Annotated in this window: 9 protein-coding genes and 3 tRNA genes; 2 read left to right on the top strand and 10 right to left on the bottom strand. The window is 48.4% G+C overall.

Features of this window, described 5'->3' with window-relative positions:
• Window positions 1-2: 2 nt before the first annotated feature.
• Together recD and ACO05E_RS17820 are read left to right on the top strand one after the other, a co-directional pair.
• The gene (recD, locus tag ACO05E_RS17825; RefSeq protein WP_419810834.1) at window positions 3-2,213 is read left to right on the top strand and encodes an exodeoxyribonuclease V subunit alpha; all 2,211 of its coding nucleotides are present in this window, start codon (window positions 3-5) and stop codon (window positions 2,211-2,213) included.
• Between the two features lie 3 nt (window positions 2,214-2,216).
• On the top strand, window positions 2,217-4,196 hold the full coding sequence (locus ACO05E_RS17820; RefSeq protein WP_419810833.1) for a DUF748 domain-containing protein: 1,980 nt from the start codon (window positions 2,217-2,219) through the stop codon (window positions 4,194-4,196).
• Between the two features lie 38 nt (window positions 4,197-4,234).
• On the opposite strand, the gene ACO05E_RS17815 is transcribed toward ACO05E_RS17820, so the two are convergent.
• From ACO05E_RS17815 to ACO05E_RS17770, 10 genes are all read right to left on the bottom strand, one after another.
• The gene (locus ACO05E_RS17815) at window positions 4,235-5,761 is read right to left on the bottom strand and encodes an amidase (RefSeq protein WP_419810832.1); all 1,527 of its coding nucleotides are present in this window, start codon (window positions 5,759-5,761) and stop codon (window positions 4,235-4,237) included.
• Window positions 5,762-5,807: 46 nt separating this feature from the next.
• On the bottom strand, window positions 5,808-6,725 hold the full coding sequence (locus ACO05E_RS17810) for an FAD:protein FMN transferase (protein WP_419810831.1): 918 nt from the start codon (window positions 6,723-6,725) through the stop codon (window positions 5,808-5,810).
• Between the two features lie 9 nt (window positions 6,726-6,734).
• Entirely contained in the window at window positions 6,735-7,910 is a 1,176-nt protein-coding gene (locus ACO05E_RS17805) for a DUF3570 domain-containing protein (protein ID WP_419810830.1), read from the bottom strand.
• 39 nt (window positions 7,911-7,949) lie between these two features.
• Complete coding sequence (locus ACO05E_RS17800; RefSeq protein ID WP_419810829.1) at window positions 7,950-8,174, bottom strand: DUF4266 domain-containing protein; 225 nt, start codon at window positions 8,172-8,174, stop codon at window positions 7,950-7,952.
• Entirely contained in the window at window positions 8,174-8,674 is a 501-nt protein-coding gene (locus ACO05E_RS17795) for a TlpA family protein disulfide reductase (protein ID WP_419810828.1), read from the bottom strand. Before ACO05E_RS17795 ends, ACO05E_RS17800 begins: the two co-directional genes overlap by 1 nt.
• A gap of 27 nt (window positions 8,675-8,701) precedes the next feature.
• On the bottom strand, window positions 8,702-10,081 hold the full coding sequence (locus ACO05E_RS17790; RefSeq protein WP_419810827.1) for a DUF1501 domain-containing protein: 1,380 nt from the start codon (window positions 10,079-10,081) through the stop codon (window positions 8,702-8,704).
• 12 nt (window positions 10,082-10,093) lie between these two features.
• Window positions 10,094-12,457 carry a c-type cytochrome gene (locus ACO05E_RS17785; protein WP_419810826.1) on the bottom strand — a complete coding sequence of 788 codons (2,364 nt, stop codon included), beginning with the start codon at window positions 12,455-12,457 and terminating at the stop codon, window positions 10,094-10,096.
• Between the two features lie 418 nt (window positions 12,458-12,875).
• Window positions 12,876-12,962: transfer RNA gene (locus tag ACO05E_RS17780), tRNA-Leu, on the bottom strand.
• 105 nt (window positions 12,963-13,067) lie between these two features.
• Window positions 13,068-13,154 (bottom strand) — tRNA-Leu (locus ACO05E_RS17775).
• 231 nt (window positions 13,155-13,385) lie between these two features.
• Window positions 13,386-13,470 (bottom strand) — tRNA-Leu (locus ACO05E_RS17770).
• Window positions 13,471-13,547: the final 77 nt, after the last annotated feature.

Genomic DNA, 13,547 nt, shown 5'->3' with positions numbered 1-13,547 from the left:
CTATGCCGATTAATACTATGCCGATTAATACTATGCCAGCCACCAATGATCAGGAGCGTTTGGTGCAACTCAAAACCCGATGTCGTGAATTATGTGATCAACATAAATTACGTCAGATTGATCTGCATATGGCGCAGCAGGTAATTGCTTATGAAAACAATCTGAGTGACCAGCAGCAAATAATTTTGTACCTGTTGGTTGTATTGCTCAGTGATGCGTTAGCCAAAGGGCAGGTGTGTTTGCCTTTATCAAATAAATCTATTCCCGGCCAGCATGTATCGGCTTCTGACAATGCTTTGAGAAAAATTCTTCCTGAACTGAGCGTGTTCTGGCCCAAAAATATTGAAGTGGATCAGGTACTGATGGATTGTGCCTCGGTTTATTGTTATCGCTCTGTTCAGGACTTTGACAGCAACTGGGAAAATCAGCCACTGATTCTGGATCGACGCTACCCTCAGTCACGTCTGTATCTGGCGCGTTATTATTTTTATGAGATGGCCGTATATCAATCGATTCAGCAGCGCTTGTCGTCTGTTCAGTCGTGTTTGCCGTCTGAGTCTCTGACATCAGAATCAATATCCGAAACCCATCATTCTTTAAGCGCAACGCTGCAGCAATTATTTCCCCAGAGCCATGCTCAGGAAGGCCAGCAAACAATTGATTGGCAGAATATTGCGGCGGCAACTGCCTGCTTACAGCCTTTTACTGTTATTACCGGCGGGCCCGGTACTGGTAAAACCACAACCGTGACTCGGTTGCTGAGTGCGTTACTGAGCCAACAGCCGGAACTGTCGATTGCTTTAGCAGCCCCCACCGGTAAAGCCGCTGCGCGGATGACAGAATCCATTCGTGGGGCCAAGCAGCGAGTGGCGCAGCGTGATAATGCAAATGGCGATAACAGCAGTAATCCAGGGCTGCCGTTTGCGGATTCGATTCCGGATACCAGTTTTACTTTGCATCGTTTATTAGGCTGGTCGCCGCGCGGTTTTCGTTATCATCAGGGGCATCCGTTGCCTTACGATTGTGTGGTGGTCGATGAAGCGTCGATGATTGATTTGCCGATGATGTCGCATCTGATACAAGCATTGTCGCTGAATACCCGGTTAATTTTATTGGGCGACCGTGACCAGCTGGCCTCGGTGGAAGCGGGTAGCGTACTGGCGGATTTATGTGATGTCGGGCAGGAGCACGGGCCAGCCCCCGAATTTGCCCAACAGTTATCTCAACTAACCGGCCAGAATCTGGATGCGTATATCGAGCCGCCGTGCAGCCAGATGCAAAATGTGCTGGCGCAATTGCGGGTATCGCACCGGTTTGATGCCAACAGTGGTATTGGCCAGTTAGCCGCCGCGGTAAATGCGGGTGACGTGAATAAGGCGCTGACTTGTTTTAATGATTTTGATGATATTGAGTTGTTGTGGCATCAGGATACATCCGCCAGTGATCTGGCCCGTAGCTGGCAGCCGCAGGTGCTGAAAGGTTATCGGAACTATTGCAAAGCCGTGCAAGGTAAAACAGCAGAAAGCCCAGCTACTCAGGAAACAACAAATCAGCGCAACAAAATTGCAGCAATATTAAACGCGTTTAATGATTTTCAGGTATTACTGGCAACTCGGCAGGGTCTGACCGGGGTTGAAGAAGTGAATCAACGCATTGAGCAATTATTACGTCCGCTGCTGGATCCACAACGACGTTACTCCGGGGCTATGTATCCCGGACGAGCCATTATGATTACCCGCAACGACTACGATCTGGGATTATTTAACGGTGATATTGGTATCGTAGTTGAAATTGGAGCTGAAGTTGAGACTGGTGCTGAAGTTGAGACTGGTGCTGAAGTTGAGGCAGGGAGTGAAGCTGAGGATAGAAGTGAAGCCGCCAGCCAAACTAAGCTCAAAGTAGCGTTTCAGAGCCTGGACGAAGAGCAGGGTAATATCCGTTTATTGATGCCTAACCGTTTGCCCGAACACGAAACCGCATTTGCGATGACGGTTCATAAAAGTCAGGGCTCCGAATTTCGTGATGTGTTTCTGATGTTGCCGCAACAATGGCAAAGTGTGGTGACCCGGGAATTAATTTATACCGCTATTACACGAGCGAAAAAACGCTTCAGCCTGCTCACCAGTATGCACAGTTTACAAGTTGGTGTGACAACAGCGGTTCAGCGAGCCAGTGGTTTGCGTGATCGCTTATGGAAAAATAAAGAAGGATAAAACATGCCCGGCTATTTAAATACGCTATTAAAAATTGTCTTGTATCTTAGTTTAGTCTTACTCGGTTTATATGCATTGGTGGTGAATCTGGGGCCGTTTTTTGCGGTTCATTATGTTCAGCAGTGGTATGGCGAGCAACACCCGGATCAGCGTCTAAATATTGACCGGGCCGACCTGTCGCTATGGCATGGAACGCTAACACTGGATGGCTTAGTCATTGAGCAGGCGGATACCGGAACTATTCCCGAGTTGCGTTTATTACAGCTGGAACGACTGGAGCTTAACTGGTTGCCCGGGCAATTATTTCAGCAACAGTTTGTGGGGAATGTTCAGTTAGCGGGTTTTTATATTCAAGCGAATAACGCTGCCGAGGCACGTTTTAAACGCTTTGGATTTTCCGAGATTAAGCTGGATAAATCATTGCAACTCAGCGGTGATATTCAGTTATCCGGACTTGAATTAACGGCAGAGGATGTGCCGCCGGTTTCATTGGCGTCCCTGTCGTTGACGGGTATTTATTCGACCAATAGTTCAACTCACGGCAACGCTCATAACAGTACTCATAGCAATGCTCCGCAACAGCACAGGATTGAACTGTTTGAGCTTAATGGATTAAAGATAGGTGAGCCTCTTACCTCTGGAAACTCGCTGACTGAATTGGCGCATTATCAGATCGAAGATATTGTTTTTTCAGCTCAGAATGCGACCCATAAATCCAACATATTAAAAACCGGTCTGCATCATTACCATGGCCTGATGGTGAATATTCATAAACTGGCTGACGGCAATATTGCTGGTTTAACCGTTGCAGAAGCAGCGGCTGAGCCGAATGTTACTGCGGGATCTCAGTTGAGTAATCCGACCTTCAAGGAGGATGAGAAAAAAGAAAATGCACTAAATGAAGATGACGGTGAAGAGAAAGGCGAAGAAAAAGAAATATTATCTATCTTTATTGCCGGTGTTAAACAAACCACACAAACACCCTCGTATATTCAGTTTCATGACCAGCAAGTTACACCAGCGGCGGATGTGCGAGTGGCGCTTAAACAATTGCAGTTAGGTGTTGTGGATGCTGGCTTAAAAGATGAACAATGGCATCTTAACGGTAAGATTCCGTTGCAGCTGAATCTTGCTCTGGATGAATATAATGCCATTTCCCTTCATTCAGAAATGGGTTTAACAGCCGATGCAGAGACAGCATCACCACAAGGGAATGTTGAACTGGTTGTTGATCAGCTGAACCTGGTGCCATTTAACGGTTATCTGGCCGATGCCATGGGCTATCACACTTTGCATGGCTCTCTGGATTTGACCGTTAATGTTGCTGTTGAGGCTGGCAATATGGACGGCGAAGCGCAGATTTTTTTACGTAACAGCAAGTTTACCCCGGTTGATCAGGAGACCATTGATCGTCTGAGTAAACAGGTGTCGATGCCGTTGGATACGGCACTGTCGATCCTACGCGATGACAACAATAATATTCGTCTTAATTTGCCGCTATCCGGACCGTTGGATGACCCGGATGTAGGGCTGAATGATCTGATAAATCAGCTGAGTATTTTGGCTATGCAGGAAGCCGTAACCTATTATCTGACACAAACCCTGCAGCCTTACACCGCGTTAATTTCGATCTCCAGTTATGCCGGTGATTATTTATTGGCGATACGGCTTGATGACCTGGAATTTAATTCGCTGCAAACCGAGCTGTCAGGCGATCATCGAGATTATCTGGAAAAAGTTGCAGGCATGATGCTGGATAAAGAAACGCTGGAATTAAAAGTGTGTGGCTTTGCCAGTGAAGACGAAGTGGCCTTGCTGGCGGAAAAACCCGATGCAAAAATTAAAGGCTGGCAAGCGCTGGCAAAAGAACGTGAAGCTCAGATTCAGCGCTGGTTTAATCAGCAGCATAAGGAGCTGCTGAAACGGGTCACTCCATGTCATCCGCAGCGTGGTGATAAAGCGGTGGTGAGTCTCGGATTTTGAGACTCGGATATTGGGTCTGGGGTTTTAAATATCTGCTTTTAACCAATCTTCGCAGTGCGATGGAACCAGGGTTGTGCAGTTTCCAGCTGGTTAGCGAGCTGGAATAACGTGGCTTCATCACCCATTGGCGCCATAAACTGCACCCCTAATGGCAATCCAGCTTCGGTCCAGTGCAGTGGCACTGACATTGCGGGGGCGCCGGTTAAATTGGCCAGTTGGGTGAACGGCAATTTCTCCAGACTGTCCATCGCCATTTGTTTAACAACCCCGGTTTTAAGCAGTAATTTATGCAGGCCAAATGCATTGACGAATTTCATGCCGAATTTTTCAAAGGCAGGAGGCTCGAAGGCTCCGATTTCTACTGGTGGCGTTGCCAGAGTTGGAGTCAGTAACACATCAAATCGTTGATGGAACATAGCCATGGTTTGGGCAAACTGATTCCAGCGTCGTTTTGCGGTGACAAACTGCTCGGCTGAAATGGTCTTGCCAATATAGCCAACGGTTTTGGTGGTATCTTCAATATCCAGATTACTGAAACCGGTTCCTAATAATTGCGCCGCGTATTCCATATCAGCGGCGACATGACCGAAGTACATGGTGAGATAGGAATCTGCCAGTGCTTCGCCATCCAGCTGTAAATTAACTTCCTCAACTTCATGGCCGAGATCAGTTAATAATTGAACCGTGTTTTCGACGGCTTTAACGGCTTCCGGGTCAATGTCTTTGCCCATAAAAGAGCGACTGCTGAAACCAACTTTTAGTGTTCTGACCGGGCTGTTTAAGGCACTCAGATAAGAGCTGTCGGCGGTTACCGGGTAGGGAGTGGAACTATCCGGCCCTGCAATAATGTCGAGCATGGCGGCACTGTCGCGCACACTGCGGGTTAATACATGCTCAACCGCAGCGCCGTCCCATAACTCAGAATAATAGGGGCCGGTAGGGGTACGACCACGGCTCGGCTTTAAGCCAAATAAACCGCAGCAGGCGGAAGGGATACGGATTGAACCACCGCCATCACCGCCAGAAGCCATCGGTACAATTCCTGAAGCAATGGCTGCTGCGGAGCCGCCACTGCTTCCGCCTGGTGTATGTTGTGTATTCCAGGGGTTGCGGCTGGGACCAAAGGCTTTGGGCTCTGTCACACCCATCAAACCAAATTCCGAGGTGTTGGTTTTACCAAAAATAACCACACCGCTGTTTTTATAACGGCGCACCAGTTCGCTGTCGGTGGGGGAAATCTGACCTTTAAAGGCATTGCTGCCATTACTCAGCGGAGTGCCGGCCAGTGAGGTTAATAAATCTTTTAATAAAAAAGGTACGCCGGTAAAAGGGCCGTCCGGTAAGCCATTGCGAATCTGCTCCCGAGCAAAATCATGCAGTGGTGTGATGATGGCATTAATCTCCGGGTTAACCACTTCGGCACGTTGAATGGCGGCCTGTAATAATTCCTCAGCGCTGACTTCCCCCTGACGCACCAGCTCTGCCAGCCCCATGGCATCATAGCTTTGATAATCGTCGTGGCTTAGCAGTTTGTGTGGACGGGTTGCAGCGGCGGTATTAATCATCTCGGTTCCCTGTTTTTGTTGTTATGGTCGGCGCACATTCAGAGCTCTATTGTGAGCCAGACATCGCCAGATGTGAACCATCCGGATAAATCGCCAGAAAATGCAGCCCCTGTTGTTTCAGCCAATCGCTGGCAGCGGCTTGTTTTAACATGGCAATGGTCGAAAATGTCCCTGCTAATAAACAGCTTGGTGCTAACACGGTCACAGAGGCCCAGTGATCCACTGGCAATCCGGTGTGAGGGTTTAGCAAGTGACAGTAGCGTTTGCCCTGTAATTCAAAAAAACGCTCATAGTCGCCACTGGTGGCCATGCCGCCCTCATAAACCGGTAACTGAGCAAAGGCTTGGTTATTGGTTTGGTTGAGGTTTTGTCCTGAAATGGTTGGGCGCGGGTTACGAACCCCTAAGTGCCAGGGAGAGCCATCAGGTTTGGGCCCTAACACTAATAGATCGCCGCCCAGATCAACGATGCCACTGTGAATGCCGTGTTGGCGACAAACCGCAGCGGCACGATCAGCCGCGTACTCTTTACCAATTCCGCCAAAGTCAATTTCCATGGTGGCAGGCATTTGTACCTGATTCTCGCTGAGCTCAAGATCAGCTAAGCCAATACGTTCTAATAATGGAGTCAATTCTGATGGATCGGGCAATCTGGGTTGTTTGAAATTCCAGGCCTGACGTAGCACGCCAGAACTGATATCAAACAGGCCCTCGCTTTGTTGAAAGCAGACCTGAGCATAATTCAGCAGGAAATAAGTTTCCGGATCAATGGTCGTTGCAGAGCCTGCTTGCTGGTTGATCTGGCTGAGGACAGAGTCCGGACGATAACGGCTGTATTTCTGTTCAATGCGTTTAACTTCCTGCTCTGCTTGTTGGGCTGCTTGTTGACATATTTTGGCGTCACCCAGTAAATGTAATTCACAGGGTGAGGCCATGGCAGTAAAAGAAAAACGATGAATGTGCATCAGGAGTCGTTAATAGCGGTATTCGGTTCCGAAGCTTAATATGGTGTAAGTCAGCAGGGAAGGAGTTTCGGTATCGCTGGTTTCTATCAGCCCCAGATCCTCGTCGGAGGTGTAGTACTGCATATCCAGACTGAGTGTCCAGTTTTGCCATTGCACCCGGCTATCCAGCCCAAGGGTGATGGCACCGAAGGCAGATAAACGTGAATCTGAACTGAAATGTTCACCTGCTGGAAAACGTTCCAGTGTGTAGAAATCGGCTTCGGTCTGGCGGTAATAACGCACCAGTGGAGTAACTAAAAACTGTACCGATGAGGTATTGAAGCTTTGCGCCCAGCGGGCAGTAATGGTGTGTGATGAAACGCCCCAATCATCAGCGTATAAGCGATAATCCGCATGTAAGGCAGCACCGTCACCGACTTTAAAAAAGTGGCGGTACAAGGTGCTGATAGTAAATTGATCGCGTTCATCCGGGCGTTGATCAAAGGTTTTGTAAGGGTCGGATAAATAACCGGATAAATGAGTCAGGCCAGCCCCTATCTGAATCACCCGGTTTTTATCAATTACCTGACTGACGCCCTGATACAGGGACACAATGCGTTTGTTCTTACCATCAAATTCTTCACGAGTGGGGAATTCATCAATGTCGGTTGGGCTTAATGTATCGTAAGAAGCACTGAATGATGCTAACAGTGTGGTGTGCTTATCAAACAGTTCCAGGCTGCCATCAGCCCCCAAAGCAATCGACTCATAGTCGTTTTCGGTGGAGTAGGCCAGTGTGCCGCCTAATGTACCCTCATCAAAATAACGTTTCGGCGAAACTTTTAAATCAAAGCGCTGTTCATCAATAGTTGCCCCTGATGTTACCAGTACACTTTTTCCGTCTTCTTCATACGTCTGGAGCGGCGAAGCGCCGGAGAGCGTCTCATATTGCATCTGGCCATCAATATACCAGTCTTCCCCTAATGGACGGGCATGGCGGAATTGATGCACTTCAATATCATAACGGCCTGTTTCCGGAGTGATGGTCCGTTCTCTGGGGTTATCATCTTCCGAATATTGGCTGTAGCGGTACGCCACAATATGATCTTCAGGCGTGACTTCAGCCTGACTGGATAGTGGCAGGGATGCGGCTGCCGCTAATGCCATTAAGGCATTGTTTTTAAGCGTTTTGCTTTTAGGTGTCATGAAAGTACCTTCAGGCTCTTATCGTATTGGGCTGTGGGATCAATTGCAGCCGCAGCCGCCACCGGCGGATTGACCGCCTCCCGAAGAACCTTCTTTACTGAAATAGATATGGCTATCGAGCGAGCTTTTGAGGGGATCAATGTCCCAGGCCATGATGTCTTTGGATAAATTACCGCGTTCCCAGGGTTTTACCTGGGCGCAGCCAGAAAGAGCTGCGATAACGCTGGTAAGCACGAAGACTTTGAATATGAGAGCTTTAGACATTAGGGCTGATCCATTTCGATACCAAGTAAGGCAGAAACTTCCTGGCGGATTTTACTCATATCGGAAGGTTTAAAGCCGGTATGTACTGCATGAATATTACCTTTTTGATCAATCAGGTAAGAGGTTGGCATTCCTTTCAGCTCATAGCTTTCTGCGATTGTCCCTTCGCTGTCGTGCAACGTGGGGTAGCTGACCGGGAATTGTTTTAAGAAGCCGCGGGCGTCTTTGATTTCTTCGTCCAGGTTAATGGCAAGCACTTCAAATGGCTGGCCTTTCAGTTCGTTGCGCATCTCATTCAGCAGAGGCAAGGATTTGCGACAGGGGCCGCACCAGGAGGCCCAGAAATCAACATAAACCACCTTGCCACGATATTGCGACAGGGATAATTGCCCTTTTTTGGTGAGCTGCGGCAAAGTGAACTGCGGCGCCGTATCCCCTGCGCTGGTGGCAAAGGTTGAGGTCGAAAACAACAAAGCAAACAAAATGGTTGTAAATCGCACAGTATGTCCTTCTAACAAAAGATTGGCTTAACCGAAAATATTAAATGGATTAGCTGCTAACGGGTAGTCAGCCATTAATGGATTGTTTTGTATGCCCATCAATTCACGTAATGCCTGATTAACATGTTGTGGCCCAAGCATGTCGCCCGAGGCTTCAGCTAATCCGGTTTGTGGGTTAATAGATTGTGCGCGGAAATCTGTGGTTGAGGCACCAAATACCCGGCCGCCGGTATTAACAGTTGTTGGGTGCAGTACCATCACGCTAGTGATTGGCCAGTGATCTTTGCCATTGCCTGAATTGTAGTAAGGCGTGCGGCCAAAGTCGGAGCCAATCACAATGGTGGTTCGGTCGGCAATGCCAGCATGGGTTAGTGCCTGATTGAGAAAATGCACACCTTCCATTAAATCACCCAGGCGGGGGTAGGCGCTGGCATCGTGATTGCCATGGGTGTCAAAGCCACCCACGCTTAAGTTAGCACTGGCAGCGACATTTGCTTTAAAGGCGGCAGCAACAACTTCAGCCTGACTTTTTAACGAGTTAGCCCGATTGGGATTCCAGTTGGCATCGCGGCTGACATTGGCCTGAATATCATCAATATGGGTCTTTAATGCTCCCAGGTTATTGTCTTCACCGCGTACGGTAAACAGCTGACCAAGCTGTTCCCTTCTTTTAGGCAGCGGCTCGTTGTTCTGCTGACGCTGGATCCGGTTGTTCTGGGCTTGTTGAATCATGTTGTAGATATCAACCTGATTATCCTCAGAGCGGTAGTGCAGGCCCCGGCGAAATTGCGTATTACTATCGGTAAACCAGAAATTCGGATCAGAGATTTCATTAATAAAGCCTGCACTATTCGCCCGGGCGCGTGCGACTAATGAATCGGTAAAGTCATAGCCGCCATTGCTGATAAAAGCCATCGGCAGGCTGGGTGAAATGGCAGCAGCATACAAGGCACTGATGGACGGGTAGCCGTTTTCTTCATGACCCGACCAGGTTACCCGGTTACCGGTATCGTGGTTATTCGTACCATTGTCGATGCCATTAATCACCGTCAGACGATTGCCATAGCTCTGGAAAAATTGATCAAACTGGCTCTCAATGCGCAGGCGAACATCGTCATCGTTAGACACCCCTTCAGGTATGGCACTCCATTGAATCTGACCAAAGCGCTTATTACTATCCAGGTCCACTGAGTTAGTTGATCCTTCAAAACGATCTGAGTTGTCAGCGTAGGCACGGTTTAACCCTTTAGGATCACAAATCGAGGTGGGGTCCCAACCTCCGCCAGCATTAACCACCACCAGGTAACGATCAGGAATGGTTGCGGCATGAGCACGGTTTGAAAAAACCGGCAATTGGGCTGACATTCCTGTGGCTGCCAGCAGCTGTAAAAAGTTACGACGTTTCATAGCAGCCTCCTGTTATTCGTATACAAAGCGATAGTCGGATAATAAATAGGTCACCACGGCTATCCATGAGCGAATAACATAGTTGTCATCACTACGGATTAAGGTGCGGCGATCTTCAATGGCAACGGCGCTGTCTTCTGATGTGTCGACAATGCTATTGCCTGTACGACCATCTTCGCGAAAATCGCGCCGCGCCTGACACGATAAGCTAACAGGGTAGGGTTCAAAATCATTGGGTGATGCCAGCATGATCTGCCCCTGGTTATAGACCTGCAAAAACAGCTGATAGCTGGCTTCCAGTTCAGGGTCACCAGAATTCAGACGTTCACCTAACAGTGTCCAATGTAAATGTTGAATATTGCGCTTAATAGACTCAATTGAGTCTGGAATAGGGTCGCCATTATCTGCCAGCGGAGCTGTGTCTGTTTCAACGAACGGGAACAGGTTTCGTTTGCTGCTGTGCCAGGTGAAGTCGTAAGGGACGCCCCGGCAGGCCATCTCAACGGACATACGATTCTGAATGGCGATCATTAATCCGCTGGGTTCCCGAATACGCTCAATAATGGAATCTGAATCCATACCGCCGAGCATCAGGCGATTGTTTTCAAATCGTAAATCGTCCCAGACAATACCCATGGTTGCCTTTAATTTACGCTGTAATTGCTCCGGACTTATGAACTGGCTCGAGCCAATGTGTTTGTTGCTGGCAAGTTCATTAATATCAACACTGTTCGCCCGGTAATAAGGGCTGAGAATAATGCCTCGGACGGCGGTTTTAATACTCCAGTTGTCAGCGACCATAGCCTGACCAATGCCGTTAAGAATTGCACGTTGGTCATTAAAGGCTTTTTGATCGGCTTCGCTGGCATTTTCGCCGGGAGACATCAGCGGTTCCTGGCCAATAATGCCCCGATACAGAGTGCGTACGGTGGCGCGAATAAAGCGTGGATCTTCAGAGATCTCTTTGCCCAGCCATTGCAGCATATTGCGGAAATTACCTTCGCTGCCTGACAGGGGCACTTTTTTACCCCCTAAGCCAGCAGGCTCGATGTCTGAATTGTCCCAGCGGTTTGGCGAAGTACTGCCGGTGACAATGTATTGACCGCGATCAGTCCAGTGTTGGAATGCCGAGGCGACCGGATCCATGACCTGATGGCAAGGGTAGCAAGCTTCATCCAGCAGGGTTGGGTTAGGTTTTTCATCACCAATACCGTCACCCGGACGAGACCCCTGAATTCGTAATATGTCAGTATCCAGAAAGTAATCAAATACGGTTTTAGAGCGATGACGATTGCGGTTGGTGAAGGTGGTTGGGTAACGGTTCAGGAACATGGGTGACGTGAGAACACCGGCATGTGGCATGCCCCCCAGTTCGAATTGCAGGTCTTTATTGATTTTTGCTGGTTTGAAGTCGTTTGGATCCCAGGACAAGCTTGCACCATCTTCAATGGCGCATACCGGTTCATCCAGCTGGTTAAAGGTATCATTAACATCCAGCAACTCCGCCTCATACACCTGCTGGCTGTACCAGTTCACCATCATAAAATCAGCGGTCATAAATAACGTGTGTGGTAAGTCGTTTTTGGCGGCGTAACGAATCAGTTCTAAGGGGGCGCGTGCGACGGCATCATTGGTTTGCGTGCGAACACAGGTGCGCATGCTGCCGTTATCCGGATACGCATCGTTGTACCACTTACGATTTGGGAAATCGTCGCTATCCAATAGATTAATGCCGCCTTCTGTCAGATTGCGGGTCAGGTATTTGTCTGTCAGCAGCTGTTCGTTAAAAACCTCCATCAGGCTTTGATAAAAGGCTTCTTCATTCATCATAGCGGTGAGCGCTTCGTTTAACGCAATATCGCCACCGTCGGCAACTTGATTCAGTTCATTAGTGGTGGGAAGGCGGCCAGCAAATTGCAAAGTTGCCTGTCTTAAGGTGATTTGTTGCTCTGAGTTGATCACGCCTTCAAGGCTGCTGGTGCCGCTATTTAATATGCGGTTATTAAACACCTGAAGAATGTACTCGGCGGTATCGCTGGCACAATTGCCAATGCAGCGTCCAACATTGCCTATTGGCATGGTGCGTTCAATTTCATCGGCTAAGACATTAACAGAGGTGCAGGTAGCACAACCGACCAGTGAAGTGCCTGCTGGTGTGCCATTGCCATCGACGCCATGGCAGCTGGCGCATTGGGCAAGGTATTGCTGACGGCCATTCTCGTTAATTGGACCAATCGGGTTAAATTCTTCACCAGCGGATGCACCGCCGACATCGCCAGAATATTCACTCGAACAGGCTCCCAGAGTCAGCAATATAGCTATCAGCCATAACCAACGCTGAGCACCGGAAAAACCCCCAGGCTTTATATTATTCATGAAGTACCTCTGCATCTTTGCTAATCAGGTGGGGCAAGATGTTGTTTATTATTAAGCCTGTTAGCAGGCTTCTAGCACTATGACTGTGCTTTTTTTAAACAGTAACAAAGAGAGCAGCAAAAATATGTGACTAGGTTATAAGTTTTGAAGAGTGTGGCGGATATCTGACAAGCGGTTGTAAATCCGCTTTGATTGGACTCATTCTATAGTATTAAAAATGATTTTGATGGCACACGAATCATGGGCTGGTATGGGAAGAAGCGGCAATAGAAGAGAGTGTTGTGAGAGAAAGGCGGTATAGAAAAAGGGTGCTAAGAGAAAAGCTGAGCAGAAAGCAATAAAATTAAACTCAGTCAGTAGAATTCGGTTGATATTTAGATGTGATTAAGAAGAGATCATCACCACTTGTGAAAAGTAGTGGTGCCCAGGGGGAGACTTGAACTCCCACGGCCGTAAGGCCACTAGCACCTGAAGCTAGCGTGTCTACCAATTCCACCACCTGGGCAAGGCGTTTAGCGATCTTCTAACGAAGTGCTAAATAACGTGTGTTTTCGAAAAATGCGTCACCATCTACTTACTTTTTACAACAAACGTTGTAGTAGTTAAGTAGTGGTGCCCAGGGGGAGACTTGAACTCCCACGGCCGTAAGGCCACTAGCACCTGAAGCTAGCGTGTCTACCAATTCCACCACCTGGGCATTTTTCACTTATTGAAAAGTAGAGATTCAATAAGTCATTGTCACTGACCGAGATTCCGAAGCGTACCTGCAAATAAAACTGGTACCAGAGGCCGGACTCGAACCGGCACACCCGTTAAGGCGGGGGATTTTGAATCCGTTGCCTCGTCAGCGGCGCGTATATTACTGAGTTAAAAATCAGAGTCAATAAGTTTTTTCAAACTTTCTTCTGAGCCTCAACGAAGCCAGTAATGGTGCGGGTGGTGGGACTTGAACCCACACTCCGTGAAGAACCGGATTTTGAATCCGGCGTGTCTACCAATTCCACCACACCCGCGTTTCAGTGCGGCGCATTAAACACGAATCGCCACTAAAACACCACCCGTGTGGCGCGAAAAACACCACAAGGTTTAC

It is taken from the genome of Bacterioplanoides sp. (assembly GCF_965226395.1).
Classification (GTDB): Bacteria; Pseudomonadota; Gammaproteobacteria; order Pseudomonadales; family Oceanobacteraceae; genus Bacterioplanoides.
This window is presented reverse-complemented; position numbering and strand designations above follow the sequence as displayed.

Bases quoted from the DNA above. Each gene is read 5' to 3' on its own strand.
- recD (WP_419810834.1), top strand. From the start codon at position 3: ATGCCGATTAATACTATGCCGATTAATACTATGCCAGCCACCAATGAT.
- ACO05E_RS17820 (WP_419810833.1), top strand. From the start codon at position 2,217: ATGCCCGGCTATTTAAATACGCTATTAAAAATTGTCTTGTATCTTAGT.
- ACO05E_RS17815 (WP_419810832.1), bottom strand. From the start codon at position 5,761: ATGATTAATACCGCCGCTGCAACCCGTCCACACAAACTGCTAAGCCAC.
- ACO05E_RS17810 (WP_419810831.1), bottom strand. From the start codon at position 6,725: ATGCACATTCATCGTTTTTCTTTTACTGCCATGGCCTCACCCTGTGAA.
- ACO05E_RS17805 (WP_419810830.1), bottom strand. From the start codon at position 7,910: ATGACACCTAAAAGCAAAACGCTTAAAAACAATGCCTTAATGGCATTA.
- ACO05E_RS17800 (WP_419810829.1), bottom strand. From the start codon at position 8,174: ATGTCTAAAGCTCTCATATTCAAAGTCTTCGTGCTTACCAGCGTTATC.
- ACO05E_RS17790 (WP_419810827.1), bottom strand. From the start codon at position 10,081: ATGAAACGTCGTAACTTTTTACAGCTGCTGGCAGCCACAGGAATGTCA.
- ACO05E_RS17785 (WP_419810826.1), bottom strand. From the start codon at position 12,457: ATGAATAATATAAAGCCTGGGGGTTTTTCCGGTGCTCAGCGTTGGTTA.